At 69.9% G+C, this 26,060-nt stretch carries 26 protein-coding genes; 10 read left to right on the top strand and 16 right to left on the bottom strand.

Annotated elements, in window-relative coordinates:
* Positions 1-167: 167 nt before the first annotated feature.
* Both ACFY9I_RS34310 and ACFY9I_RS34305 read left to right on the top strand, forming a co-directional pair.
* A complete protein-coding gene (locus ACFY9I_RS34310) occupies positions 168-533 on the top strand; it encodes a hypothetical protein (protein ID WP_391008960.1) in 366 nt (121 codons plus the stop codon).
* 60 nt (positions 534-593) lie between these two features.
* Positions 594-1,007, top strand: a complete 414-nt coding sequence (locus tag ACFY9I_RS34305; protein WP_391008765.1) for a YciI family protein — start codon at positions 594-596, stop codon at positions 1,005-1,007.
* Between the two features lie 213 nt (positions 1,008-1,220).
* Here the strand turns inward: ACFY9I_RS34305 and ACFY9I_RS34300 are convergent, their stop codons facing one another.
* The 7 genes from ACFY9I_RS34300 to ACFY9I_RS34270 all read right to left on the bottom strand — a co-directional run bounded on the left by ACFY9I_RS34300 (position 1,221) and on the right by ACFY9I_RS34270 (position 8,124).
* On the bottom strand, positions 1,221-1,952 hold the full coding sequence (locus ACFY9I_RS34300; RefSeq protein WP_391008940.1) for a VOC family protein: 732 nt from the start codon (positions 1,950-1,952) through the stop codon (positions 1,221-1,223).
* Between the two features lie 264 nt (positions 1,953-2,216).
* The gene (locus ACFY9I_RS34295) at positions 2,217-2,666 is read right to left on the bottom strand and encodes a VOC family protein (protein WP_391008762.1); all 450 of its coding nucleotides are present in this window, start codon (positions 2,664-2,666) and stop codon (positions 2,217-2,219) included.
* Between the two features lie 183 nt (positions 2,667-2,849).
* On the bottom strand, positions 2,850-3,305 hold the full coding sequence (locus tag ACFY9I_RS34290; RefSeq protein ID WP_391008759.1) for a helix-turn-helix domain-containing protein: 456 nt from the start codon (positions 3,303-3,305) through the stop codon (positions 2,850-2,852).
* A gap of 272 nt (positions 3,306-3,577) precedes the next feature.
* Positions 3,578-4,474, bottom strand: a complete 897-nt coding sequence (locus ACFY9I_RS34285) for an ABC transporter permease subunit (RefSeq protein WP_391008756.1) — start codon at positions 4,472-4,474, stop codon at positions 3,578-3,580.
* A 2-nt stretch (positions 4,475-4,476) separates the two neighbouring features.
* Positions 4,477-5,478, bottom strand: coding sequence for an ABC transporter permease subunit (locus ACFY9I_RS34280; RefSeq protein ID WP_391008753.1), 1,002 nt, complete (start codon positions 5,476-5,478; stop codon positions 4,477-4,479).
* A gap of 100 nt (positions 5,479-5,578) precedes the next feature.
* Complete coding sequence (locus ACFY9I_RS34275; RefSeq protein ID WP_391008750.1) at positions 5,579-6,931, bottom strand: extracellular solute-binding protein; 1,353 nt, start codon at positions 6,929-6,931, stop codon at positions 5,579-5,581.
* Between the two features lie 173 nt (positions 6,932-7,104).
* On the bottom strand, positions 7,105-8,124 hold the full coding sequence (locus ACFY9I_RS34270; protein ID WP_391008747.1) for a substrate-binding domain-containing protein: 1,020 nt from the start codon (positions 8,122-8,124) through the stop codon (positions 7,105-7,107).
* Positions 8,125-8,305: 181 nt separating this feature from the next.
* Here ACFY9I_RS34270 and ACFY9I_RS34265 point away from each other — a divergent pair, with 181 nt between their 5' ends.
* Entirely contained in the window at positions 8,306-9,658 is a 1,353-nt protein-coding gene (locus tag ACFY9I_RS34265) for a mucin-1 (RefSeq protein WP_391008744.1), read from the top strand.
* Here ACFY9I_RS34265 and ACFY9I_RS34260 read toward each other — a convergent pair.
* Together ACFY9I_RS34260 and sodN are read right to left on the bottom strand one after the other, a co-directional pair.
* A complete protein-coding gene (locus ACFY9I_RS34260; RefSeq protein WP_391008741.1) occupies positions 9,610-9,957 on the bottom strand; it encodes a hypothetical protein in 348 nt (115 codons plus the stop codon). The genes ACFY9I_RS34265 and ACFY9I_RS34260 overlap by 49 nt on opposite strands.
* Positions 9,958-10,058: 101 nt before the next feature.
* A complete protein-coding gene (sodN, locus tag ACFY9I_RS34255) occupies positions 10,059-10,454 on the bottom strand; it encodes a superoxide dismutase, Ni (RefSeq protein ID WP_031140564.1) in 396 nt (131 codons plus the stop codon).
* A gap of 145 nt (positions 10,455-10,599) precedes the next feature.
* On the opposite strand from sodN, the gene sodX reads away from it, so the two are divergent.
* The gene (gene sodX, locus ACFY9I_RS34250) at positions 10,600-11,034 is read left to right on the top strand and encodes a nickel-type superoxide dismutase maturation protease (RefSeq protein ID WP_391008937.1); all 435 of its coding nucleotides are present in this window, start codon (positions 10,600-10,602) and stop codon (positions 11,032-11,034) included.
* Here the strand turns inward: sodX and ACFY9I_RS34245 are convergent.
* Complete coding sequence (locus ACFY9I_RS34245) at positions 10,938-11,567, bottom strand: CGNR zinc finger domain-containing protein (RefSeq protein WP_391008737.1); 630 nt, start codon at positions 11,565-11,567, stop codon at positions 10,938-10,940. The genes sodX and ACFY9I_RS34245 overlap by 97 nt on opposite strands.
* A gap of 115 nt (positions 11,568-11,682) precedes the next feature.
* Here ACFY9I_RS34245 and ACFY9I_RS34240 point away from each other — a divergent pair, with 115 nt between their 5' ends.
* Positions 11,683-12,441 (top strand): methyltransferase domain-containing protein, encoded by a 759-nt coding sequence (locus ACFY9I_RS34240; RefSeq protein ID WP_391008734.1) that lies wholly within the window; start codon positions 11,683-11,685, stop codon positions 12,439-12,441.
* A gap of 97 nt (positions 12,442-12,538) precedes the next feature.
* Here ACFY9I_RS34240 and ACFY9I_RS34235 read toward each other — a convergent pair whose 3' ends face one another.
* The 3 genes from ACFY9I_RS34235 to ACFY9I_RS34225 are packed head-to-tail and all read right to left on the bottom strand — an operon-like array spanning position 12,539 to position 15,241.
* Positions 12,539-13,300 (bottom strand): ATP-binding cassette domain-containing protein, encoded by a 762-nt coding sequence (locus ACFY9I_RS34235; protein ID WP_391008731.1) that lies wholly within the window; start codon positions 13,298-13,300, stop codon positions 12,539-12,541.
* Positions 13,297-14,238: an ABC transporter permease subunit gene (locus ACFY9I_RS34230; RefSeq protein ID WP_391008729.1), complete on the bottom strand. Its 942-nt coding sequence runs from the start codon at positions 14,236-14,238 to the stop codon at positions 13,297-13,299. Before ACFY9I_RS34230 ends, ACFY9I_RS34235 begins: the two co-directional genes overlap by 4 nt.
* A 40-nt stretch (positions 14,239-14,278) precedes the next feature.
* Positions 14,279-15,241: a transporter substrate-binding domain-containing protein gene (locus tag ACFY9I_RS34225; protein WP_391008726.1), complete on the bottom strand. Its 963-nt coding sequence runs from the start codon at positions 15,239-15,241 to the stop codon at positions 14,279-14,281.
* Positions 15,242-15,849: 608 nt separating this feature from the next.
* On the opposite strand from ACFY9I_RS34225, the gene ACFY9I_RS34220 reads away from it, so the two are divergent.
* The 4 genes from ACFY9I_RS34220 to ACFY9I_RS34205 all read left to right on the top strand — a co-directional run bounded on the left by ACFY9I_RS34220 (position 15,850) and on the right by ACFY9I_RS34205 (position 19,253).
* Complete coding sequence (locus ACFY9I_RS34220) at positions 15,850-17,109, top strand: malic enzyme-like NAD(P)-binding protein (RefSeq protein WP_391008724.1); 1,260 nt, start codon at positions 15,850-15,852, stop codon at positions 17,107-17,109.
* Between the two features lie 261 nt (positions 17,110-17,370).
* Positions 17,371-18,336, top strand: a complete 966-nt coding sequence (locus ACFY9I_RS34215; protein ID WP_391008721.1) for a zinc-binding dehydrogenase — start codon at positions 17,371-17,373, stop codon at positions 18,334-18,336.
* 123 nt (positions 18,337-18,459) lie between these two features.
* On the top strand, positions 18,460-18,669 hold the full coding sequence (locus ACFY9I_RS34210; RefSeq protein ID WP_257567058.1) for an HTH domain-containing protein: 210 nt from the start codon (positions 18,460-18,462) through the stop codon (positions 18,667-18,669).
* On the top strand, positions 18,669-19,253 hold the full coding sequence (locus ACFY9I_RS34205) for a Clp protease N-terminal domain-containing protein (protein WP_391008718.1): 585 nt from the start codon (positions 18,669-18,671) through the stop codon (positions 19,251-19,253). Before ACFY9I_RS34210 ends, ACFY9I_RS34205 begins: the two co-directional genes overlap by 1 nt.
* A 58-nt stretch (positions 19,254-19,311) precedes the next feature.
* Here ACFY9I_RS34205 and ACFY9I_RS34200 read toward each other — a convergent pair whose 3' ends face one another.
* On the bottom strand, positions 19,312-20,400 hold the full coding sequence (locus ACFY9I_RS34200; protein ID WP_391008715.1) for a helix-turn-helix transcriptional regulator: 1,089 nt from the start codon (positions 20,398-20,400) through the stop codon (positions 19,312-19,314).
* A gap of 396 nt (positions 20,401-20,796) precedes the next feature.
* On the opposite strand from ACFY9I_RS34200, the gene ACFY9I_RS34195 reads away from it, so the two are divergent.
* The gene (locus tag ACFY9I_RS34195; RefSeq protein ID WP_391008712.1) at positions 20,797-21,651 is read left to right on the top strand and encodes a hypothetical protein; all 855 of its coding nucleotides are present in this window, start codon (positions 20,797-20,799) and stop codon (positions 21,649-21,651) included.
* Positions 21,652-21,725: 74 nt separating this feature from the next.
* On the opposite strand, the gene ACFY9I_RS34190 is transcribed toward ACFY9I_RS34195, so the two are convergent.
* The gene (locus ACFY9I_RS34190) at positions 21,726-21,908 is read right to left on the bottom strand and encodes a DUF6104 family protein (RefSeq protein ID WP_003961784.1); all 183 of its coding nucleotides are present in this window, start codon (positions 21,906-21,908) and stop codon (positions 21,726-21,728) included.
* A gap of 87 nt (positions 21,909-21,995) precedes the next feature.
* Positions 21,996-25,799, bottom strand: coding sequence for a multifunctional oxoglutarate decarboxylase/oxoglutarate dehydrogenase thiamine pyrophosphate-binding subunit/dihydrolipoyllysine-residue succinyltransferase subunit (locus tag ACFY9I_RS34185; protein ID WP_391008709.1), 3,804 nt, complete (start codon positions 25,797-25,799; stop codon positions 21,996-21,998).
* Positions 25,800-26,060: the final 261 nt, after the last annotated feature.

The following is a 26,060-nucleotide window of genomic DNA, read 5'->3' as shown; positions in this document are numbered from 1 at the left end:
GGCCCGTCTTTTTTCGCCCCCGCCGCCCCTATCCGTCCCGTCCCCAGGGGGCGCTGCCCCTTCGACCCCGGGCGCCTGAGGGGGGAGGGGTGGGGGTGAGACGAGTGCCGCCGGTCGCCGGCGTACGGCGGGGGGCGCCCCCGCCCGGTCGGCCATACCCTGAGGGCATGGGCATCGACGAGCATGTCTGCCCGGTCTGCGGACAGCCGGTGGCCACGGTCGTACGGCGGCACAAGACGCTGGGCGCGTGGGTACCCGTGTGGGGTCCGGGTCCGTGCAGGAACCCTAGGTGTGCGGCGTATGTCGACGAGGCCGTGGAGGCCGAGGGGGCCGCCGCGGAGAAGCCACGGGCCGTGGCTCGGCGGACACATGGAAGCCACGCCACGCACGGCGGTCATCATGCGCAGGGAGCGCGAGCCGAACGGCAGGGCGAAGCGACCGCCGAGACGGCTGAGGAAGCTGAGACGACTGGGACAGTTGACGCGGCTGGCGCGGCTGGGGCCACTGAGGTGCGGACCGACGAGAAGACCTGAACGGCGAGGACCGCAGCACTCGGGGCTTCGGAAAACCAGGGAAGATGGAGGAGCGGACTCATGAAGTACCTGGTGATGGTCCTGGGCTCGCAGGCGGACTACGACGGCATGCGCGGCAAGGCGTCCGAGCGGTCCCCGGCCTGGACCCATGAGGAGGTGCGGGCCATGTACGCCTACATGGGCGCGATCAACGACGACCTCGCCGAGACCGGGGAGATGCTCGACGGGCAGGGACTGGCCGAGCCGGCGCGGACCCGGTGCGTCACGGTCGACGCCGACGGCGAGCCGGTGATCACGGACGGGCCGTATCCGGAAAACGAGGAGTTGCTCGCCGGCTACTGGCTCCTGGACTGCGTGAGCCTGGACCGTGTCACGGAGATCGCGACCCGGATCGCCCGGTGCCCCGGGCCCGAGGGGGCCACGGAGTACCCGGTGGTGATCCGGCCGGTGATGGAGGGCGCGGGGGACGTCTGAGCCGTTCGGAGAGGTCGGGATCAAGGAGGTCGAGGGCCTGTTGCGCCGGTGTGCGCCGCGGGCCCTCGGCGCGCTCGTGCGGCGGTACGGCTCGACGGCGCCCCTGCGCCGCTGAGGACGCCGGGCGGGAGGTGCGGATCGCGGCGGCAGGGCAGTCGGCCGTTCCGTCGGACCCGCTGCTTCCGACCCGCTGCTTCCGTCCCCCGCCCTCCCTCACTCGACCAGTGGCAGTCCGCCCGTCTCCGGGTCGCGACCTGTGAGGCAGTACGTGCCGCCTGCCGGGTCGCGCATCACGGTCCAGTAGGGGTGGACGGCCACGACGGTGGCGCCCAGGTCTTCGTGAAGGGCACGGGCGGCGGGGATGTCGGAGCAGGCGAGGTCGAGGTGCGCGGAGGTGGGGTGGGGGGTGTCGAGACGCTGGAGGAGGATGCGGACGGGGAGCCCGGTCGGTGGGCGCAGGACGTGGAACTCCGGGCGTGAGCCGGGGTGGGAGTCCCAGCCCGTCAGGGCGGACCAGAACGCGACCTCGGCCTCGAAACTGGCCGGTGACAGGTCGAGGCACACCTGGTCCAGCCGACTCCCGTCGACCACCGGCGGCCGCACCGACTCCCCGTGCCACGCCACCGCGCAGAAGAGCTGCCCGGCGGGCGAGCGCAGCACGGCCCAGCCGTCGTCCGGGGCGACCACGTCGGCGCCGAGGCGGACCGCCCGGTCGACGAGCGCGGGCACGTCCTCGACGGCGAGGTCCAGGTGCGCGCCGCCGTCACCGGCCCCGACCCCCTGCGCCTTCACACACGCGTCCCCCGTCTCGGGCAGCAGGGTCACGAACTCACCCGCCTCGCCGCGGGCTTCGGAGAGCTTGGTCGCCGTGACCGCCGTCCAGAAGGAGCACGCTCGTTCGACGTCGGCCGCCGGCCGGTCGACGAAGGCGTACGTCCACCGGATGGGCTGGTGGGTCTCGTGGGTCTCGTGGGTCTCGTGGCTCCCGTGCTTTCCGCCTCCCGCCCCGGCAGCCGGACTTCCGCCTGTATCCCCGCCGCCGCCCTCGCGCCCGTGCCCGCCCTGGCTTCCGCTCACTCCACCCACAGCGCCTCCCTCTCGTACGGCCCGACCTACCCGTCGGGTCGGACACCTCGTACGCTCTCCCGCCGCCCCGCTCCGCGCAACGACGTTTCTCCCGTCGGCGTCGGCGTCGGCGTCGGCGTCGGATCAGGATCGCCGCTGCATGAAGCGCAGCATGTTGCCCGCCGGGTCGCGGAAGGCGCAGTCGCGGACGCCGTACGGCTGGTCCGTCGGCTCCTGGAGGACGTCGGCGCCGGAGGCCTCGACGCGGGCGTAGAGGGCGTCGCAGTCGGTGGTGGTGAAGTTGACGCCACGGAGGACGCCCTTGGCGAGGAGGGTGGCGATGGTTTCGCGGTCGGCGGGGGAGATGTCCGGGTCGGCGGCCGGAGGCTCCAGGACGATTTCCACATCCGGTTGGAGAGGGGAGCCCACGGTGACCCAGCGCATGCCCTCGAAGCCCACGTCGCCGCGGACCTCCATGCCCAGGACGTCGCGGTAGAAGGCGAGCGCCTTGTCATGGTCGTCGACGGCGAGGAAGCACTGCGCGAGCTTCACATCCGGAACCCGGGGGCTGTTGTTCGTAGCGTTCGTGGACATGTGCTCACGCTAGGGGGTGTTTGAAAGTCCCGCACAGCACCCACGGCGCCCGGCACGCACCCTCGCCGCACCGGCCAAAGGCCCAAGTAGCTCCGCTACGAGGACCTTCGCCCGGCACGCCGAGGGCACGCACCGAACACCGCGGGCACCGCGCTGGACTTTCAAAACACCCCCTAGGACGCTTCACTCGGTTCCGCCGGGCATACGCGACGCCGCCTCGTCCGGTTCCGCCGTGCGTATGCGTATGCGAGTGCGGGTGGGGCGGGTCAGGCGTTTCGCCACGCACGCCGGGATCACCGCGCTCTCCTCGTGCGAGCGGGCGCGGTACGCGCTCGGGGTCTCGCCGACCAGCTCCGTGAATCGGGAGCTGAAGGAGCCCAGTGACGTACACCCCACGGCTATGCACACCTCCGTCACCGTGAGGTCGCCCCGGCGCAGCAACGCCTTGGCGCGCTCTATGCGGCGGGTCATGAGATAGCCGTACGGGGTTTCGCCGAAGGCCGCGCGGAAGCTGCGCTGGAAGTGCCCGGGGGACATCAGCGCGGTGCGGGCGAGGGCGGTCACATCCAGCGGCTCGGCGTACTCGCGGTCCATGCGGTCGCGCGCTCGCCGCAGCCGTACCAGGTCGTCCCGGTTCATGCCCACAGCATCGCACCGGCCACTGACAACGGGCAGCCGAAGGTGGTGCTCGGTGGGAGGAACGGCTGGAACGGCGGGCCGACCTGGCCGAATGACCACGGAGCTGGCCTTCCCCCTGCTCGTCGCCCCTCACGACCGGGAGGGAGGTCACCGGGACGGGGCAGCCGGTCACCGAGATCCCCCAGCCGCCCAGCCGCCCGCACCGCCCAGCCGCCCGCGCTGCGCGGCGGCACCAGGGACGTGCCCGAACCTCGCCGCGCCCGCGCCCCGTGTCAGCCCTTCACCGCCGAACTGGCCACGCCCTGCACGAACCACCGCTGGAAGAAGGCGAAGACGATGAGCACCGGCAGGACGAGGAGCACGCCGAAGGCGAGGATCTGGCCCCAGTCCGGGGGCTGCTGCCCCTGGAAGACGCTCATTTCGAGCGGAAGGGGACGTACCGACGGATCGGAGACCATCAGAACCGGCCACAGGAACGAACCCCACTGGGTGAGGAAGGTCAGAATGGCGACGGAGGCGAAGGCGGGCTTCGACATCGGGACGATGATCGCGAAGAAGGTGCGCCAAGGGCCGGCGCCGTCGATGCGGGCGGCTTCCTCGATGCTCGGCGGGATCGTGCGGAAGAACGTGTGGAACTGGTAGACGGAGAAGGCGTTCGCGATGAACGGGAGCGCGAGGATGAACAGCGTGTTCCGCTGGTCGTTGAACATGTAGAACAGCGGCACGGCCACCGACTCGAACGGGACCAGCATCAGCAGCAGGACGAGCGTGAAGACGGCCTCCCTGCCCCGCCACTTCAGCCGTGAGAGCCCGTAGGCGGCCATCGAGTTGATGAACAGGCCGCCCGTCACCACCACGAAGGCAAGCAGCAGGGACACGCCCATGAACTGCCAGAAGTAGCCCGTGCTGTCGGAGTTCAGGCTGTCCAGGACGGCGGAGTAGTTGTCGAGGGACAGGTGGGTGGGGAGGAAGCCGGACAGACCGTTCAGGACCTCGTCGGACGGCTTGAGGCTGCCGAGGAGCAGGTAGAGCACGGGCAGCGTGAAGACGAACGCCAGGACGGAGAGGACGGTGTAGTCGAGGAAGCGGCGCAGCGGCCCGCGGGACAGGCCGGCACCCGTGCTCGTATGCGTGCTGGCACGCGTACTCGTACTGGTAGTCGTGCTCATGGTCAGTCCTCGTTGTCGGGCCGGACGAGGCGGCGCTGGATCAGGGTCAGGACGACGACGATCAGGAAGAAGACGACGGTGATCGCGGACGCCTGGCCGATGTTGTTCTGGTCGAAGGCGGTGGTAACGGCCTCGTACATCACCGTGCGGGCGGCGTCCTCGTCCAGCCCTCCGCCCTTGACCAGGACGTACACCTGGTCGAAGACCCGGAAGGACAGCACCGAGGTGAGCAGGGCGACGAAGACGAGGGTGCCGCGGATACCGGGCAGGGTGACGTTGCGGAACTGCTGCCAGCGCGAGGCCCGGTCGAGCTGGGCGGCCTCGTAGAGCTCGCCGGGGATCTGCTGGAGTCCGGCGAGCAGGATCACCATCTGGAAACCGACGCCCTGCCAGACGGAGAGCACGATGATCGAGGCCATCGCGGTCAGTCCGTCGCCGAGCCAGTCGAACGCGCCCCAGTTTCCGAAACTCACCGCGTCCAGCGCCGAGTTGAGCATGCCCTGGTCGCTGCGGGCGAGGATCAGCCGCCAGATCACGGCGACCAGCGCCATCGGGAAGACGACCGGCATGAAGAAGAGTGACCGGAAGAGACCGATCGCCTTCAGTTTGCGGTTCAGCAGGATCGCGAGGCCGAGGGCCAGGCCCGTCTGGAGGGGGACGACGACCACGGCGAAGGTCAGGTTGTTCAGCAGCGCCCGCAGGAAGGGGCCGGACAGGTCGGGGTCGGTGAACAGTCGCCGGTACTGCTCGACGCCGAAGAAGGCCGGCTCCAGCGGGGAGCCGAGGCGCACGTTGTAGAAGGAGAGCACCACGGCGTAGCAGAAGGGGATGCCGACGAAGGCGATGAGCCCGGCGACGGCGGGAGCGGACATGAGCAGTCCGTGCAGCCACTCGCGCTTGCCGCGGGAGGGGCGGGAGGGGTGGTCGGGGTGCGCGGAGGTGGTCGCGGGGGGCGCCTGGTCCCGGCCGGACGGCGCGGTGTGCGCGGGTTCCACGGTTTTCACGAGTGGGTCCTCTTCCCGGCGGGGGCGGGCGGCCACGCTGTGTGCGCCCGCCCCGGCCGATGGGTTCGACTGGGCCCGATGGGTCCGACAGGCCGCGTTCCTACGGGATCTCGTAACCGGCGTTGTCCGAGAAGTCCCGGTCGATGGCGCGGGCGGCCTCGGACAGGGCGTCCTTCGGGTCGGCGCCGCCGTAGATCGAGTTCACGGCCTCGCTGAACTTGGCGGTCACCACGGGGTATCCGGCGGTCACCGGACGGGTGACGGCGACACAGGACCTGGTGATGTCGTCGGCGCCGCAGGGCTTGGCCAACTGGTCGGCGAAGAGCTGGAGCGGACCGCCCTGCTTGTACAACTCACTCGCCGCCAGCGCCGACTTGGTGGCGGGCGGGGCGCCGTTGGCCTTGGTCATCGCGGTGACGTTGGTGTCTCCCAGGAGGGAGTCCAGGAACGTTCCGGCGGCCTTGGCGTTCTTGGAGTTCGCGCCGACACCCCAGGACCACGATCCCTGGCCCGTCTTGGGACCGTCACCGAAGTCCGGCAGCGGCAGCACGACCAGGTCGTCGCCGAGCGCCTCGCTGTAGGCGGGGTACATCCAGTGCCCGACCCAGCTCAAGGCGACCCGGCCCTTGGCGAAGGCGTTGCCGTCGGTGTTGGCGTCCGTGTACGTCTTCCAGGACTGGAAGGTCTTCATGGCCGACACCACGGCCGGGGTGTCGAGAGCGCCCTGCGCCTTGCCGTCCTCGAGCAGGGAGCCACCGGCCGACCAGACGATCGGGGCGAAGCCGTAGGTGCCCCACTCGTTGGCGTAGCCGGTGCCCTCCTGGAGGTCGATGACCTTGCCGTCGGAGTCCTTCGCCTTCAGCGCCTTGAGCGCGGCGTCGAACTCGTCCGCCGTCCAGGCGTCGTCCACGCCCTTGGGGTACTTCACCCCGGCCGCGTCCAGCAGCTTCTTGCTGCCGTACATGCCGAGGCCGGAGTCGAACATGCCCAGACCGTAGTGCTTGCCGTCGATCTCGCCCTGTGCCTTGCTGGCGTCGGTGGCGTTGTCGAGGGTCTTGGCGGATACGTAGCCGTCGATCGGGGCGAGCTTCTTGTTGTAGACGAAGTTCGCCATGGTCGGGCCGTCGAACTCCAGGACGTCCGGCAGCTTGTCGGCGTCCGTGGCGGTGATCGTCTTGGTGTAGTCGGTCTCCGGTATCAGCTTCAGCTCGACCTTGACCTTGTCCTGCGAGGAGTTGAACGACTTCACCGCGTTCTGCAGCGCCTCCGCCTCGCTCTTCTGGCCCTGGTGCGCCCAGACGCTGATCGTCCCCTCGCCGCTGCCGGCCTCGGCGGAGGTGTCGCCCCCACCGCCCCCGCCGCAGGCGGCCAGCGCCGCCAGGGGGACCAGGGCCAGCCCGGTACGGGCCGTGCGACGGAACCTTCTGCTGGTGGAGCTGTTGGTCGGGCTCATGGTCTGTGCCTCCGTGCGGGATGAGGGTGCGGATTGCTTTCCGGCGGGGGTGGGACGTTCGAGGGAGGTGGGGCAGGGCGGGCTCGTGCCCGCGGGGACGTACGGCGGTCCACCGCCGTGACATACGGCGGGGGCGGGGCGGGGCTCGGGGACCAGCGAGGACGTACGGCGCTCTACTGCGGTCCGCGCGGACGGGGCGGCGCGGTCGTCTCGCGCAGGACGAGGCGGATGGGCATCCGCACCTGGCCGTGCTGCTCGGCGTCCGGCTCGTCGAGCAGCCGCAGCAGCAGCCGGGCGGCCTCCGCTCCCTGCCCGGCGACCGGCTGGGCGACGGTCGTCAGCCCGACCACATCGGCGAGTTCGTGGTCGTCGAAACCGACGACGGACACGTCGTCCGGCACCTTCAACCGGTGCCGTCTCAGGGCGCGCAGCGCGCCCATGGCCATCTCGTCGGACTGGGCGAACACGGCGGTCGGCGGCCGGGACGCGGCAAGCAGCTCGGTCATCGCCCGCTCGCCGCCGTCGACGGTGTAGTCGCCGTCCGCCACCAGCGCGGGGTCGTACTCGATCCCGGCCTCGGCGAGGACGTGGAGGTAGGCGGCGCGACGGTCGACCGGGGTGGTCCAGTGCAGAGGTCCGCTTGCCCCGGCGATCATGCCGATCCGGCGGTGACCCAGGTTCACCAGATGCCGTACGGCGCTCTCCGCGCCCGCCCGGTCGTCGATGCCGACCACCGTGAAGCCGGGCCGCGCGCCCCCGACCGTGGAGGCCAGCGGCACCCCGAGCGAGCGCAGGGCCGCGGACTCGTCCTCGTCCGGGATGAGCAGCGACAGCACGGCGTCGACCCGCTTGCGTACCGGCAGTTTGGTGAAGAAGCGCTTGCGCGCCTCGGCCGAGCCCAGGTTGTAGAGCAGGACGTCGTACCCCGCGGCGCTGAACACCTGCTCGGCGGCGTCCAGCACGGTGCCGAAGAACCAGCGGCCGATGTACGGGGCGACCACCCCGATCGTGTACGTGCGCCCACTGGCCAGGCTGGACGCCGAACGGGACGCCGTGTAGCCGAGTTCCGCGGCGACGGCCGCGATCTGGGTGCGCACCTCGTCCGAGACGCCCGGCCGGCCCCGCAGCGCGCGGGACACGGTGGACGCCGAGACCCCGGCGGCGCGGGCGACATCGGTGATGCTGACCGTCACGGCGGATTTCTCCCGTCGGTTTCACGTCGGTGTGGTCTGTGGGGTGACGTGACCGTAAACCCGACCTCCTTGTTGCGCAAGCGTTTGCGTTCAGTTTTACTTGCGCTGATTCTCAAGCGATACATTCCGAATTCATGGTCAGCGCACGCGTTTGGGCGCTCCGAGCCGACAGGAACCGCGCATGCGATACGCCCCGCCCGGGCTCTGCGTGAACGACTTCGCCCTGCTCCGTGACGACGACGGCACCTACGCCGTGCTGCATCTCCAGGGCCCCTGGACCACGGAGTTCGACCATCTGCGGATGGAGACCTCCTACGGCCGGGCCACCTCCACCGACCTGATCCACTGGCGGCCCGAGGGCACCGCCTTCGGCAACGGCCCGCCCGGCCGTTTCGACCAGCAGGCCGTGTGGACGATGCACCCCTTCCGGCACGGCGACGGGATGGCCATGTTCTACACCGGTGTGAGCGGGCTCACACCAACGGGCTGGCCGCTCCAGTCCGTCGGCCTCGCGTACTCGCACCGCACCGACGGCACCGGCTGGCGCCGGCACGGCACGACGCCGGTCGTCGAGGCGGACCCCCGCTGGTACCGCACCGCCGACCGCATGGGCTGGCGCGACCCCTTCGTCGTCCCCGACGACGAGGGCGACGGCTGGGCGATGGTCGTCTGCGCGAGTGACGCTTCGCTGCCCGTGGAGGTCAGCGGCTGCGTGGCCCTGGCCACCTCCGCCGACCTGGAGCACTGGACCGTCCACCCCCCGCTGATCTCCCCCGGCGACGTCGACGAACTCGAATGCCCGGTCCTGGAACGCCTCGACGACGGGACGTGGCTCCTGCTCGGCTCCATCGGCGCGAGCCGGGGCTTCGAGGCGTGGACGGCCCCCAGGCTGCGCGGCCCCTGGACCCGGCGCGGCCCACTCGGGCCCACGGGTGCCTACGCCCCGCGCGTGATCCCCGCCCCCGACGGCTCCCGAGTGGTCCTGCACACCACCCCCCGCCGCGTCGGACTCACCGACAGCGGCGACCGCTGCCGCGGCATGCTCGCCCAGCCCAAGTCCCTTGTCCTACCGGCTGATTCGGCTCCCCACCTGGCATGGTGGCCGGGTCTGGACGCCTGGCTGGGCGAGTCGACCGAGGCACCCGCCCTCCATGCCGTGGGCGATATCGAGGTCTCCGGCCGCCCCGTGGAAGTCGCCCTGCGCACGACCGTCCCCGGCTCCGCCCACCCGGTCCTCACCGTGACCTGCGACGGCAAGAACCTCCGCGTCTCCGGCCCCGACGACACCCCCCTCGACGAGACCGTCCTCGCCGAACCCCCGACGTCCCTGCGCATCCTGACTATCGGTGAGTACGTCGAGGTCTACGCCGACGGCGTCTTCGTTCTCACGAGCCTCTGCTACTCCGGCCACCCGTCCCCCTGGACGGCGATGTCCGAGGGTCGGCCGCGAACCGTCCCCGTCCGCCCCCTTCACCTCCCCGACCCCTACCGTGACGACGCGTCGGCGATATGGCCGGGCCCCGCCGGGAACTGACCCACTGCTCCCTGCTCCGCCTCGACCAACCGCTCGATGCCCATCCCGACGAACCACTCCACCTCGCCCAGCCGCGCGGCCACGGCCAGGAGCCGGTCGTACTCCGACCGGAGGACCGGGAACCGGTGGTGCGCGACGACGTGGACCAGATGGTCGAAAGCCAGGTCGTCCTCGTCCGCGTCCACCAACCCGACAACCGACCGCAGGGCGTGGGTCGACCGCTGCTCCGCGGCCATCCGTCGCGCGACGTCCCGCGCGATGGAACGGATCAACGGGCCGGGCGGCAGAGGAGCGGTCATGGGTCGATTCTCCGCCCGCCCCGAAAACAACCGCACCCGGCCCGTCACACCGCCGTGCGGGACGGCGGCAAACGGACCGGGTGCGATCGAGAGAGCCCGGGTCAGGCCTTCTTGGTTTCCCAGAAGATCTTGTCGATCTGGGCGATGTAGTCGAGCGCCTTCTGGCCCGTCGCCGGGTCGGTGGAGCCCTTGGCGGCCGAGAGGGCCTTCAGGGTGTCGTTGACCAGCTGGTGCAGCTCCGGGTACTTCTCGAAGTGCGGGGGCTTGAAGTAGTCGCTCCAGAGCACCGAGACGTGGTGCTTGGCGAGCTCGGCGCGCTGCTCCTTGATGACGGTCGCGCGAGCCTGGAAGTGCGGGTCGTCGTTGGCGGCCATCTTCTCCTGCACGGCCTTCACCGACTCCGCCTCGATGCGGGCCTGGGCCGGGTCGTACACACCGCAGGGCAGGTCGCAGTGCGCGCTGACCTTGACCTTGGGGGCAAACAGGCGGGAAAGCATGGAGCATTCCTTCCTCGTGATCGTCTTCTCAGGTGGGACATTACTCCCTACGAGAGAGCTTTACGCGAGTGCCCCCATGGGCTTAGGACAAAAGTCCGGGGTCACACTGGGACTGGTGGAGGAACGGACCGGGGAGGTGCCGGGGATGCCGGAGCCGTCGCAGGAGAGCGAGCGCGGGAGGGCCCTCCTGCCCTTCGGGGTGGCCGAGGTCACGGGCCCCTCCATGATTCCGACGCTGCGCCACGGTGATCAGTTGATCGTCCACTATGGGGCACGCCTCGGCGTCGGTGACGTGGTCGTGCTGCGGCACCCCTTCCAGCAGGACCTGCTCGTCGTCAAACGGGCCGCCGACCGGCGTGACGGCGGCTGGTGGGTGCTCGGGGACAACGCCTACGCGGGCGGTGACAGCACGGACTACGGGGTCGTCCCCGACGAACTGGTCCTCGGCAAGGTCCGCTTCCGGTACCGGCCCAGGCCCGAGGGTCAGCGCTCGCCGTTGGCGCTCGTCCGCTGGGCGCTCTCGGCGGCCCGTCCGGTGTTCGGCGAGCGGTCCGCCTCCAGGCGTTTGCGCGCCCGGTAGGCGGCCACGTTGGCGCGGGTCGCGCAACGGTCCGAGCAGTAGCGCCGGGAGCGGTTGGTGGAGGTGTCGAGGTAGGCGTTGCGGCACGGCGCCGCCTCGCACAGGCCGAGCCGGTCGACCCCGTACTCGGTGAGGTGGAAGGCGAGGCCCATCGCGGCGATGGCGGCATAGCCGGCGGTCGCGTTCGAAGGATGGTCCGCAAGGTGCATGTGCCACAGGGGGCGGCCGTCGTCGTCCCGGAAGTCGTGCCCCGAGATCTGCGGGCTCACCGGGAACTCCAGCAGGAGCGAGTTCAGCAGGTCCACGGCGAGGGTCTCGTCCCCGCCGTCCGCGGCCTCGAACACCGAGCGCAGCCGGGCCCGCACCGAGCGGAACCGGGTGACGTCGGCGTCCGTCGCGCGCCGCGCGGCCGACTGGTTGCCGTCGAAGAGGTCGCGCACGGCCTCGACCGCGGTGAGCGTGTCCTTGCCCCGGAGCGGCTCCTCGCTGTTCACGAGCCGTACGGCGTAGTCCGAGTAATAGGCCAGTTCCACTTGTAGTCCTTACCGGGGCGTTCTATCGTCGTGGTGCGGGGCGAGTAACGGGTGCTCGTACATACAGGGTATTACGCGCTCTGGGGGAGAAGCGGTACGCGGAGGAAGGGGCCTCATGACCACCACGACCGGGACCGACTGGCACGCCTGGCAGGAGAGCTGGGACCGGCAGCAGGAGTGGTACCTGCCCGACCGCGAGGAGCGCTTCCGGGTGATGCTGGACATGGTCGAGGCCTTCGTCGGCCCGGAGCCCCGCGTCCTGGACCTCGCGTGCGGTACGGGTTCCATCACGTCCAGGCTGTTCGAACGGTTTCCGAAGGCCGTCAGTACCGGTGTCGACCTCGACCCCGCGCTGCTCACCATCGCCGAGGGCACGTTCGAGGGCGACCGGCGGGTCACCTTCGTCACCGCCGACCTCAAGGACCCCGACTGGACCGCCCGGCTGCCGCACGACTCGTACGACGCCGTCCTGACGGCCACAGCCCTGCACTGGCTGCACAGCGAACCCCTCGCCGTCCTCTACGGTCAGGTCGCGGAACTCGTCCGCGACGGCGGTGTCTTCATGAACGCGGACCACATGATCGACGAGACGACGCCCCGGATCAACGCGGCGGAAAGCGCGCACCGCCACGCGGGCAGGGAACGGGACAAGGCGGCCGGCGTCGTCGACTGGGCGCAGTGGTGGCGGCTCGCGGCCCGGGACCCGGTCCTCGCCGCGCCGACGGCCCGCCGTTTCGAGATCTACGGCGAGCACGCCGACGGCGACATCCAGAGCGTCGACTGGCACGCACGGGTCTTGCGCGAGAAGGGCTTCGCCGAGGCCCGCGCGGTGTGGTGCTCGCCCTCGGACTCGCTGGTGCTGGCGCTGAAGTAGCCGCTCGCGGGTGAAGCGCTGGGTCGTCGTGGCACGAGTAAGGGGCGGTACGGAGATCCCGTACCGCCCCTTCTGCGCGCTTTCGCGGGTGTACCGGTCAGAGGACCTTCGAGAGGAACGACTGGGTGCGCTCCTCCTGCGGGTTCGTCAGTACGTCACGGGGGTTGCCGGACTCGACCACCACACCGCCGTCCATGAAGACCAGGCTGTCGCCGACCTCGCGGGCGAAGCCCATCTCATGGGTGACGACGACCATGGTCATACCGGACTCGGCGAGGTCGCGCATGACGTCGAGGACATCGCCGACCAGCTCCGGGTCGAGCGCCGAGGTCGGCTCGTCGAAGAGCATCAGCTTCGGCTCCATCGCCAGCGCACGGGCGATCGCCACGCGCTGCTGCTGGCCGCCGGAGAGCTGGGACGGGTAGTTGCCGGCCTTGTCGCCGAGGCCCACCCGGTCGAGCAGTTCGAGGGCGCGCTCGCGGGCCTGGGCCCTGCTGACGCCCTTGACCTGGACCGGCGCCTCCATGACGTTCTCGGTGGCCGTCATGTGCGGGAAGAGGTTGAAGCGCTGGAACACCATGCCGATGTCACGGCGCTTGAGCGCGACCTCGCTGTCCTTGAGCTCGTACAGCTTGTCACCCTTCTGGCGGTAGCCGACCAGCTCGCCGTCGACGTACAGCCGTCCGGCGTTGATCTTCTCAAGATGGTTGATACACCGGAGGAACGTGCTCTTGCCGGAGCCGGACGGGCCGATGAGGCAGAACACCTCACCCCGCTGTACCTCCAGGTCGATGCCCTTGAGGACCTCTACGGGGCCGAAGGACTTGTGGATGCCCTCGGCCTTCACCATGGCGGTCATGCCGAGACTCCCTTCGGACGGCGCACGGGCAGCACGGCCGCCTTGAAACGCTGGACCGGCGTCGGCGGGAGGGACCGGGTGGAGCCCTTCGCGTAGTACCGCTCCAGGTAGTACTGCCCCACGCTGAAGACGCTGGTGAGGATCAGGTACCAGGCGGCGGCGAGGAACAGCATCTCCACGATGGCGCCCGAGCCCTGGCCGATGTCCTGGGCCGCCTTGAGCAGATCCACGAACTGCACCGTCGAGACGAGCGACGTGGTCTTCAGCATGTTGATGACCTCGTTGCCCGTGGGCGGCACGATCACGCGCATGGCCTGCGGGATGACGATCCGGCGCAGCGTCCTGGCGTGACTCATGCCGAGCGCGTGCGACGCCTCCGTCTGGCCCTCGTCGACCGAGAGCAGACCGGCGCGGCAGATCTCCGCCATGTACGCGGCCTCGTTGAGACCGAGACCGAGCAGCGCCGTGAGCAGCGGCGTCATGAACGAGGACCAGTAGTCCTTGTAGATCGGGCCGAGGTTGATGTACTCGAAGACCAGGCCCAGGTTGAACCAGACGAAGAGCTGGACCAGGACCGGCGTACCGCGGAAGAACCAGATGTAGAACCACGCGATCGACGAGGTCACCGGGTTCCTGGACAGCCGCATCACGGCGAGCAGGATGCCGCCGACGATGCCGATCACCATGGACACCACGGTGAGCAGGAGGGTGTTCAGAACGCCCTCGATGATGCGGTCGTCGAAGAAGTAGTCGGGGATCGCGCCCCAGTTGATCTTCTCCGCCTGCGCGAACGCGTAGATGATGGAGCCGAGGAGAGCGAGCGCGATGGCCGCGGACACATAACGCCCCGGGTGCCGGACGGGGATGGCCTTGATGGCCTCCGGGCCGGCGGGGGGAGTGTCCGAGGGACCGTCCGTCTTGCTGACGTCAACAGTCACGGGTGGAGCCTTTCAGAACCGAGCAGAACCGAGCCGCGAATCAGGAGCCGCCGTTGATCTTGGCCTCGGTGACCGCGCCGTCCTCGACGCCCCACTTCTTGATGATCTTCTCGTACTCGCCGTTGTCGATGATCGCCTGGACGGCGGCCTGCAGCGCGTCACGCAGCTCGTTGTTGTCCTTGGCGACGGCGATGCCGTAGGGGCCGGCCTCGACCTGGTCGCCGACGATCTCGAAGTAGTCGCCGCCGCCCGAGGTCTTCACCGAGTACGCGGCGACCGGGTAGTCGGCGGAGACGACGTTCGCGCCCTTCGAGCGCATCCGGGTCTCGGCCTCCGGGTTGGTGGCGAAGTCCTCGATCTTGAGCGCCTTCTTCTTGTCGTCCTTGCACTTCTTCGCCTGGTCCTTGGCGAGGTCGTGCGAGAACGTGTTGCGCTGCACGGCGATCGTCTTGCCGCAGAGGTCGTCCCAGGTCTTGATGCCCTGGTCGTCACCCTTGTTGGTGTACAGCGAGACACCCGCCGTGAAGTAGTCGACGAAGTCCACACCGGCGCCGACCTTCTTGCCGGTGTCGGCGTCTATGCCCTCCTGGCGGTCCTTGGTGTCGGTCATGGCCGACATCGCGATGTCGTACCGCTTGGCCGCCAGACCACCGATGAGGGTGTCGAAGGTGGCGTTCTGGAACTTGAAGTCCACGCCGAGCTGCTTGCCCATCGCGGCCGCGATGTCGATGTCGATGCCGACGACCTTGCCGGAGGCGTCCTTGTACTCCACCGGCGCGTAGGCGATGTCCGAGCCCACGTTGATCACGCCCTTGTCGCGGAGCGCCGCGGGAAGCTTGTCGGCCAGTGGGGCCGCGTTGGTGGAGGCGGTTTCGGAACCGTTGTCCTTCTTGGTCTGGTCACCGCAGCCGGTGAGCAGCAGGGCGCCCGCGACCGCGATCGCTCCGACCGCGGCTGTCCGGGAGCGCAGGCCGGTCGTACGACGGGTGGTGCTTGCGGTCATGGTGGGTTCCTCCGGCGGGGTGGTGTGGAGTTGCCGACAGGTCGACGGTTCACACGCGTCTTCGAGTGTGGCGACCTCGTGTGATTACGGCATCTTGCCATTCGGGCATGTGCAATCAGATGACCGGCCATGTCAAAATCGGATAACGGGTGACCCCCGAATGACCCACGAACCGCTGCGGACCAGCCGATCGCGCCGGATCTTGTGCGGGAATCCCTCCTTCCGGCCGGAAGATCTTCGGCGCATCTCAGGATGCGATCGGCCCTGATCTCCGTACACATGGTCGTACAGGACTTGTCATGACTTGCTCGGACTTGTCCCGCCATCCGTCGAAGAGTCGAACGACCCGTGATCGTCTTCAAATGACCTTCGAGTTGTGACCTTCGAGGTATGAACAGGCGTGGACTCGTCGCCGGCGCCGTCCGTCCGGTAAGAAGGTTCCTTACACCCCTCATCCGGGGCCCAGGGCGCGTGTGCGGCGCGCCCGTCGCGTCTGAGCCCGTACGTGTCGCCATACGCATCGGTGACCTGGGACTTACGCGGTGCCCGCCCGCCCCCGAACCGGGAGCGGTCACCCTCAAACCATAAAGACCTAAGGGGTAACAAAAGTGGCAGCGGAGATTGTCAATCCTCGCACCGGCACCGGCAGCGGCAGCGGCAGCGGCGACGGCAGTACGGGTCAGGAGGGAGGCGGGGAGCCTCTCAATTCCGTGGACTCCTTCGACCCCGCCTTCGCCCTGCACCGCGGCGGCAAGATGGCCGTGCAGGCCACCGTGCCGATCCGTGACAAGGACGACCTGTCCCTCGCCTACACGCCCGGCGTCGCGCGGGTGTGCACCGCCATCGCCGAGCAGCCGGAACTGGTCAACGACTACACCTGGAAGTCCTCCGTCGTCGCCGTCGTGACGGACGGTACGGCGGTCCTCGGTCTCGGGGACATCGGCCCCGAGGCATCCCTCCCCGTGATGGAGGGCAAGGCCATCCTCTTCAAGCAGTTCGGCGGCGTCGACGCGGTGCCGATCGCGCTCGCCTGCACGGACGTCGACGAGATCATCGAGACCGTGGTCCGCCTCGCGCCCTCCTTCGGCGGTGTGAACCTGGAGGACATCTCCGCGCCCCGCTGCTTCGAGATCGAGAAGCGGCTCCAGGAGCGCCTCGACATCCCGGTGTTCCACGACGACCAGCACGGCACGGCGGTCGTGACGCTGGCGGCGCTGCGGAACGCGGCCCGGCTGACCGGCCGGGGGCTCGGCGACCTGCGCGCCGTGATCTCGGGAGCCGGCGCGGCGGGTGTCGCCATCGCCAAGATGCTGCTGGAAGCCGGTCTCGGCGATGTCGCGGTCGCCGACCGCAAGGGCATCGTCTCCGTGGACCGCGAGGACCTCACGCCGGTCAAGCGCGAGCTCGCCGAACTCAGCAACCGGGCCGGGATCTCAGGCTCCCTGGAGGACGCCCTCGCGGGCGCGGACGTCTTCATCGGCGTCTCCGGCGGTACGGTCCCGGAGGAGGCGGTCGCCTCCATGGCCGACAACGCGTTCGTGTTCGCCATGGCCAACCCGAACCCCGAGGTGCACCCGGACGTCGCCCACAAGTACGCGGCCGTCGTCGCGACCGGGCGCTCCGACTACCCGAACCAGATCAACAACGTCCTGGCCTTCCCGGGCATCTTCGCGGGCGCCCTCCAGGTGCGGGCCTCCCGGATCACCGAGGGGATGAAGATCGCGGCGGCCGAGGCGCTGGCGTCGGTCGTCGGGGACGATCTGGCCGCCGATTACGTCATTCCGTCGCCGTTCGACGAGCGGGTCGCTCCGGCGGTGACCGCGGCGGTCGCGGCGGCGGCTCGGGCGGAGGGTGTCGCTCGACGCTGAGCCCTGGGGACGGGTAGGGGCGGCGGGGCGGCGGGGGCGTTTTCTTCGCCCCCGCCGCCCCTACCCGTCCCATCCTCAAGGGGCTGCGCCCCTTCGACCCCCATGCGCGGGTCCGGTGGGGCTGGTCGCGCAGTTCCCCGCGCTCCTCAAAAGGCAAGGGCTGCGCCCCGTGCCTTTTGCTCGCCGAAGTCCGGGCGACGGGACGCGTGTCACAGTCGTCTTCGGTTCCATCGCCCCCGGCGTCCCCCTATGGTCAGGCGCATGTTCGCTGCCTACGCCGCCCGCATCGACCGTGACCAACCTTTGAACGGACTGGAGTTGGGCGACCGCCCGGCACCGGAGCCCAGGCCGGGCTGGACCACCGTGAAGGTGAAGGCCGCCTCGCTGAACCACCATGATCTGTGGTCCCTGCGTGGCGTCGGCCTCGCCGAGGACAAGCTGCCCATGATCCTCGGCTGTGACGCCGCCGGTGTCGACGAGAACGGCAACGAGGTCGTCCTGCACTCGGTGATCGGCCAGACCGGCCACGGTGTCGGCCCCGGGGAACCCCGTTCGATCCTCACCGAGCGCTACCAGGGCACCTTCGCCGAACTCGTCTCCGTCCCCACGTGGAACGTGCTCCCCAAGCCGGCCGAACTCTCCTTCGAAGAAGCCGCCTGCCTCCCCACGGCCTGGCTGACCGCCTACCGCATGCTCTTCACCAACGCGGGCGTACGCCCTGGCGACTCCGTCCTCGTCCAGGGCGCCGGCGGCGGTGTAGCCACCGCCGCGATCGTGCTCGGCAAGGCGGCCGGCCTTCGGGTCTTCGCCACCAGCCGGGACGAGGCCAAGCGCAAGCGGGCCCTGGAACTGGGCGCGGTGGAGGCGCTGGAGTCGGGGGCCCGGCTGCCGCAGCGCGTCGACGCGGTCATCGAGACCGTCGGCGCTGCCACCTGGTCCCACTCGGTGAAGTCGCTGCGCCCCGGCGGCAGCCTCGTCATCTCGGGCGCCACCAGCGGCGACCGCCCCTCCCACGCCGAACTCACCCGCATCTTCTTCCTCGAACTCAAGGTCGTCGGCTCCACCATGGGCACCAAGGACGAACTGGAAGACCTCCTCGCCTTCTGCGCCGCGACCGGCATCCGCCCGGTCATCGACGAGGTGCTGCCCCTGGACCGCGCCCGCGAGGGTTTCGCACGCATGGCGGCGGGCGACCAGTTCGGCAAGATCGTGCTCACCACTCCCTGACCGACTCCGTACTCCGTACGGATGTTGGGGGTTTTCCGCGTTACGGCCGGCCCGGATTCCGGGCCGGCCGTCGTCATGTCAACTGAGGTTGACGTGACGAGGATGTCAACGTAAGTTGACGGTATGACCGAAGCAACGGATCTCGCCGAGCGTGCGGGCGACCGCGACCCCCGGGTCGGGCTGCGGGCCGTCGCCGCGCTGCGGAGGCTGCTGGAGCAGTTGGAGTCGGTGCAGGTGCGCAGTGCGCGCAACCAGGGCTGGTCGTGGCAGGAGATCGCCACGGAACTCGGAGTCAGCAGGCAGGCCGTCCACAAGAAGTACGGGAGGCATTGATGTTCGAACGATTCACGAAAGACGCCCGGGCCGTGGTCCTGGGCGCGGTCGACCACGCCGAACGGACCCACGCGCACGAGGTGACGGCAGAGCACCTCCTCCTCTCCCTGCTGGACCGAAAGGCCGGCCGCGCCTCGTTCGCCCTGGACGCGCTGGGGCCGGCCGACCTGCGGGGCTCCGTGGAGCGGGCGCTCGCCGAAGCCCGCCGTCGGGGCGGCCTCTCCCGCGCCGACGCGGACGCCCTCTCCGGGCTCGGCATCGACCTGTCGGAGATCGTCGGCCGTGTCGAAGAGGCCCACGGCGCCGGTGCGTTGGCCTTCCGGCGGGGCGGCGGAGACGGTGAGCGGAAGAGGAGGGGCCTCCTCTCGGGCCACCGACCCTTCACCCGCGACGCCAAGGACGTCCTCACCCGGTCCCTCCGCGCCGCCCACGCTCACCGCGACCGCCACATCGGAGACGAACACCTCCTCCTCGCCCTCACCGTCCGCCCCGGCCTCCCCGCGGAGGTCCTCGCGGATCATGGGGTGACGTATGAGGGGCTGGAGCGGGTGCTGTACGGCGCCGGGGAGGCGAAGGCGGGCTGAGAGCCGGAGGCGGGGGCGGGGGCCTGTGTGGCGCCGTAGCCCGTAGCCCGTAGCCCGCCTACGCCTTGGGTGTTCTCAGGGTCGCTCCGATGTGGGCCGCCGCTGTCGACAGGTGGCGGCGGGCGTCGCGGAGTTGGGCTTCTGTCACGCCGTGGTCGCGGGCCGCGTCGCGGATGTCGTCCCGGAAGCGGTCCAGGAGGCGGTCGAGATCGCGGGCCGGGTCTCCCGTGAGGGCCTCGTGCACCCAGGCGGGCTCGTAGTCGGCAGGGAAGTCCTCGGGGGTCGTCGAGTACTCGGGCTCACGACCCGCGCCCGTGCTCGTGCCTGCGGTCGTGCCTGTGGTCGTCCCGGTCGCCCCCGTGCGCCCGAAGCCGAAGTCCTTGCCGAACTCCTTTCCGAAGTCCTTCCCGAACTCGCCGAACTCCTTGGCTAGTTCGGTCAGCCCCTCGCGCACCCCCGTCGGCCAGTCGCCCCGGGTGAAGTGGTCCTGGACGTGATCCTGGACCCGTCTGGCGATGCGCTGCAGCTCCTCCTGGGCCTGCGTACGGGCCCGTTCCTGTGCCTCCTTGGCCTGGCGGCGGGCCCGCTGGGCCTCTTCGCGGGCGCGTCGGCTCTCGTCCTTGGCGCGCCGGGCCTGCTCCTTCCACTCCTGCTTGACGCGTCGCAACTCCTCCTTCGCGGCACGCCAGGACTCGTTGTCGGCGTACGCCCCGGGCTCCCCGAACGGTCCCTGCTCGCCGCCGCCCGTCCCGTCGTCCTTGCGCGCTTCGGAGGTCGCCGCCCGCATCTCGCGGCGGAGGTCGCCCGCCGCGCCCCGTACGTCGGCACGGATCTCGGCGGCCAGCTCCGCCACCGACTCGCGGATCTCCAGCTCCAGGTCGGCCAACTCGCCACTGCGGTCGGCCAGTTCGGTGCGGCCCGCGTCAGTGATCGCATACACCTTGCGGCCGCCCTCGGTGGTGTGGGTGACCAGGCCCTCGGCCTCCAGCTTGGCCAGGCGCGGGTACACGGTGCCGGCCGAAGGCGCGTACAGCCCCTGGAAGCGTTCCTCCAGTAGCCGGATCACCTCGTAGCCATGGCGTGGCGCCTCGTCCAGCAGCTTCAGCAGATACAGCCGCAGGCGTCCGTGGGCGAAGACGGGAGGCATGTCAGAGCACCTTCTTGTCGGTCGTGCGAGAGGTGGTGCCACCGTCGGCCACGTCGCTGTCGGTGGGCGGAGTGTCGACGGGAGTGCCGGCGGAGGCGCCGGAAGCGGGACGCGTTGCGCTGTGCCCGCCGTCGCTCCCAGGTGGCCGTTTCCCGGGTCCTCTTCCCAGGGCGCGTCCTCCGCCGGGGGCATGCGGAGGAGGGTGTTGGCCGGACGCGGCTATGGGCCACTCGGACACGGCGCTGACCTCCTCGACAACCCGACAGGACGGAACACGTAATACGCGCACTATCGCGTCTTCCGTAATTCACGATATATCTCGGTAACGGAAAGTCAAGGCACCCGTTCTGGTGATCCTGTGGGATGCATACGGACAAAACGCCCTAGCGTGGGGGTATGTCGACGGATCGCCCACAGGGACCCCGGGGCCCCCGGCCCACCGCTGCCGCCCCCGGCGCGCTGCTGCTCTGCCGGGCGGGTCCCGACGCCGTCGCCCCCGTCGCCCAACTGCTCCGCGAACGCATGCTGCTCGCCCCGGCGGGCCCGGGCTGGGCCGTCCTCGTGCCCGAGGGGAAGCCCTGGCTGCACGGCGGGGAGCCCGTCGACCGTGTCCTCACCGGCTGGGCCACCGCCCTGGCCGTAGGCGCCCCCTGGCCCGTACTGGCCCTGTGGTGGGACGCCGACCGCGGTGGCTGCACCCTGGCCGCCGGCTTCCGTCGCACCGTCGGCTACGTATGGCTCGCGAACGGCACCCCGGTCGGCGAGGACGAGGCCATGCGCACCTTCGCCGCCCGTTTGGGCCTGGACCCGGTCCTCGACACCCCGTCCCTCTACGACCTCACGAGGCCCGACCCGGCGGCGGACGCCCGTGCCCGCCTGCTGGGACTCCTCGCCGTCCTGGCCCGTGCCGGAGTTGCCCTCCCCGCGGGTCTCACGCCGGGAGAACCCGCCGACCGCCTGCGCGAGGTCGCGCGCGTCCAGCCGGACGTCCAGTGCATCGAACGGACCGGCCGGCGCGGAGCCGTCCGCACGGAAGCGGACGCCCTCCAACGCGGTCGGCTGGGGCCTTGGCTTCCCTGGGCCGGCACTCCCGGGGCCCGCGCCCTCGCCACCACACAGCTCCTCGTGGGCCTGCCGCTCACGGCCTGGGGTGTGCACCGAAGAAGCGCCGGCTGGCTCACCGCCGGCGGCCTCCTGATCACCCACGGCACCCTCAGCCTGCTGTACGACCTGTCCCACCCGCGCGACTGACCGCCCCGGCACGACCGCCGTCCTGTCACGACTGACCGCCCCGTCACGACCGCCGGCAGTGGACCCTCGGGCGGCTACTCGTCCTCGTCCTCGTCGTCCAGCCGCGCCAGCCACGTCGCCAGCCGCTCCACCGGCACCTCGAAGTCCGGATTCAGATCCACGAACGTCCGGAGCTGCTCGGCCAGCCACTCGAAGGTGACCTCCTCCTCGCCGCGCCGCTTCTCCAGTTCCTCGATGCCACGGTCCGTGAAGTACATGGGTCAAGGATAAGTGCGGGAAAACGGCCGGGCCGCACCCCCGCGCGAGGGTGCGGCCCGGCCGCGTACGGATGGCGTCGAGAGCGGTTACGCCTCGAACACCTCGCGCACCAACTGCTCCTGCTCGGCCTGGTGCCGCTTCGCGGAACCCACCGCCGGCGACGAGCCGTGCGGGCGGGAGATACGGCGCAGGCGCTCGCCGTGCGGGACGTCCGCGCCGACCGCGAGGTCGAGGTGGTCGATCAGGTTGAGGGCGATGAAGGGCCAGGCGCCCTGGTTCGCCGGCTCTTCCTGGGTCCACAGGTACTTCTCGGCGTTCGGGTACTTGCCGATCTCCGCCTGGAGCTCGGCACCCGGCAGCGGGTACAGCCGCTCGATGCGGATGATCGCGGTGTCCGTGACGCCGCGCTTCTGCCGCTCGGCGTCGAGGTCGTAGTAGACCTTGCCGGCGCAGAAGACGACCTTCTTGACGGCGGCCGGGTCGACCGACGCGTCTCCGATGACCGGGCGGAACTGGCCGCTCGTGAACTCCTCCGCCTTCGACGCGGCGGCCTTGAGGCGCAGCATCGACTTCGGGGTGAAGACGACCAGCGGCTTGTGGTGCGGGTTGTGCACCTGCCACCGCAGGAGGTGGAAGTAGTTCGACGGGGAGGTCGGCATGGCGACCGTCATGTTGTTCTGCGCGCACATCTGGAGGAAGCGCTCCGGGCGGGCGGACGAGTGGTCCGGGCCCTGGCCCTCGTAACCGTGCGGGAGCAGCAGGGTGACGCCGGACGTCTGGCCCCACTTCTGTTCCGCCGACGAGATGAACTCGTCCACGACCGTCTGGGCGCCGTTGACGAAGTCGCCGAACTGGGCTTCCCACATCACCAGGGACTCGGGGCGGGCGAGCGAGTAGCCGTACTCGAAGCCCATCGCCGCGTACTCGGAGAGCAGGGAGTTGTAGACGTTCAGCCGCGCCTGGTCCTCGGAGAGGTACATCAGCGGGGTGAACTCCTCGCCCGTCTCGCGGTCGATGATCACCGCGTGACGCTGGCCGAAGGTGCCGCGCTGCGAGTCCTGGCCCGCCAGGCGGACCGGGGTGCCCTCCAGGAGGAGCGAGCCGACCGCGAGGGTCTCGCCCATGCCCCAGTCGATGGTGCCGTCCTCGACCATGGCCGCCCGGCGCTGCAGCTGCGGCAGCAGCCGCGGGTGGGCGGTGATGTGGTCCGGGACGTTGACCTGGGACTCGGCGATGCGCTTGACCGTCTCCGCCGTGATCGCGGTGTTCACCGCGACCGGGAAGCCGTCCTGCGGGTCGTGGACCTCGCCGGACGTCGGCTGCGAGGTGGCCTCGCGGACCTCGGTGAAGACCTTCTCCAGCTGGCCCTGGTAGTCCTGCAGCGCCTGCTCGGCTTCTTCCAGGGTGATGTCGCCGCGACCGATCAGGGACTCGGTGTAGAGCTTGCGCACCGAACGCTTCTTGTCGATCAGGTCGTACATCAGCGGCTGGGTGAAGGCCGGGTTGTCGGTCTCGTTGTGACCGCGGCGGCGGTAGCAGATGAGGTCGATCACCACGTCCTTGTTGAAGGCCTGGCGGAACTCGAAGGCCAGACGCGCCACGCGGACACAGGCCTCCGGGTCGTCGCCGTTCACGTGGAAGATCGGGGCCTCGATCATGCGCGCCACGTCCGTGGCGTACATCGAGGAACGCGACGACTCGGGGGCCGCGGTGAAGCCGACCTGGTTGTTGATGACGATGTGGACCGTGCCGCCGGTGCGGTAGCCGCGCAGCTGCGACATGTTCAGGGTCTCGGCCACCACGCCCTGGCCCGCGAAGGCCGCGTCGCCGTGGAGGGCCACCGGCAGGACCGTGAAGTCCGTGCCGCCCTTGTTGATGATGTCCTGCTTGGCGCGGGCGACGCCCTCCAGGACCGGGTCCACGGCCTCCAGGTGCGACGGGTTCGCGACCAGGCTGACCTTGATCTGCTCGCCGTCCAGGCCGGTGAAGGTGCCCTCGGCGCCCAGGTGGTACTTCACGTCGCCGGAGCCGTGCATCGACTTCGGGTCGAGGTTGCCCTCGAACTCGCGGAAGATCTGGGCGTACGACTTGCCGACGATGTTCGCCAGGACGTTCAGACGGCCGCGGTGGGCCATGCCGATGACGACCTCGTCGAGTCGGGACTCCGCCGCGCTGTCGATGACCGCGTCGAGCAGCGGGATGACCGACTCGCCGCCCTCAAGGGAGAAGCGCTTCTGACCGACGTACTTGGTCTGCAGGAACGTCTCGAAGGCCTCCGCCGAGTTCAGGCGGCGCAGGATGCGCAGCTGCTCCTCGCGCTCCGGCTTGGTGTGCGGGCGCTCGATGCGGTCCTGGATCCACTTGCGCTGCTTGGGGTCCTGGATGTGCATGAACTCGATGCCGGTGGTGCGGCAGTACGAGTCGCGCAGCACGCCGAGGATGTCGCGCAGCTTCATCAGGGACTTGCCGGAGAAGCCGCCGACCGCGAACTCGCGCTCCAGGTCCCACAGGGTGAGCCCGTGCTCGGTGATGTCCAGGTCGGGGTGCTTGCGCTGGCGGTACTCCAGCGGGTCGGTGTCGGCCATGACGTGGCCGCGGACCCGGTAGGAGTGGATCAGCTCGAAGACGCGGGCGGCCTTGGTGACGTCATCGTCGTGCGAGGCGTCGATGTCCTTGAGCCAGCGGACCGGCTCGTAGGGGATGCGCAGGGCCTCGAAGATGTCGTCGTAGAAGCCGTCCTCGCCGAGAAGGCGGTTCGCGACCATCCGCAGGAACTCACCGGAGGCGGCGCCCTGGATCACTCGGTGGTCGTACGTCGAGGTCAGGGTCATGACCTTCGAGATACCGAGCTTGTTCAGGGTGTCCTGGCTCGTGCCCTGGAACTCGGCCGGGTAGTCCATGGAGCCGACGCCCATGATGACCGACTGACCGGGCATGAGGCGGGGCACGGAGTGGACGGTGCCGAGGCCGCCGGGGTTGGTCAGGGAGACCGTGACACCGGTGAAGTCGTCCATCGTCAGCTTGCCGTCACGGGCGCGGCGGACGATGTCCTCGTAGGCCTGCCAGAACTCGAAGAAGTTCAGCGTCTCGGCCTTCTTGATGCCCGCGACGACGAGCTGGCGGTCGCCGTTGGGCTTCACCAGGTCGATGGCGAGGCCGAAGTTGACGTGCGGCGGCTTGACGAGGGTGGGCTTCCCGTCCTTCTCCGCGTAGTGCCAGTTCATCGACGGCATCGTCTTGATGGCCTGCACCATCGCGTAGCCGATCAGGTGCGTGAAGGAGATCTTCCCGCCCCGGGCGCGCTTGAGGTGGTTGTTGATGACGATGCGGTTGTCGAACAGCAGCTTCACCGGGACGGCGCGCACGGACGTGGCCGTGGGCAGTTCCAGGGAGGCGTTCATGTTCTTCGCGACCGCGGCGGCGGGGCCGCGCAGCGTGATCAGCTCCGGGCCGTCGGCGGCGGCGGGCGCGGCCTGCTTCGCGGGGGCGGAGGCCGCCGGCTTGGCGGGCGCTGCGGGTGCCGGCCTGGCGGGCGCCGCGGCCGCGGGCTTCGCCGCGGCCGGGGCTGCGGCGGGCTTCGGGGCAGCCGGGGCGGGGGCGGCCTGGGCTGCCGGAGCGGCCTGGGCCGGGGCGGCGGGCGCCGCGGGCGTGGTGGTCGCTGCGGCCCCCGTGGCCGCAGTGCTCGCCGGAGCCGAGGCGGCAGCGGCCCCTGGCTTGTAGTCGGCGAAGAAGTCCCACCAGGCTCGGTCTACCGAGTTCGGGTCCTGGAGGTACTGCTGATAGATCTCGTCGACGAGCCACTCGTTCGGACCGAAGGCCGCGGCGGGGTTCTTACCCGCTTGGTCTGCGTCGGTCGAGATGCTCGAGTTACTGGGGGACTGTGGCGACACGGCGGCAACCGCCCTCTTCCGCTTCACAAGGTGATGGACAGCGGGAATTAAGGCTACGCCTCCGTGGCCGGGAAGGTCAGGCCGAGTCCGCCCATCGTCGCGTAAGTCACATTGGAAAGCGTGTTTCGGGGGTGGAAATGGCGGGAAACAAGCGTGGTTCCGGTCTGGAAAGGGTGTGCGGAAGGCCGGTGGGGCATGCGTCGGTGCGGGCCTGCGGGGATGTGCACGCGGCCCTCTGCTCGAACGCACCTGATCACACGT

It is taken from the genome of Streptomyces sp. NPDC012510, from assembly GCF_042955065.1.
In the GTDB taxonomy this organism is placed as follows: Bacteria; Actinomycetota; Actinomycetes; order Streptomycetales; family Streptomycetaceae; genus Streptomyces.
Note: the sequence above shows the minus strand (reverse complement) of the source record. Positions and strands in the feature narration are given on the sequence as shown.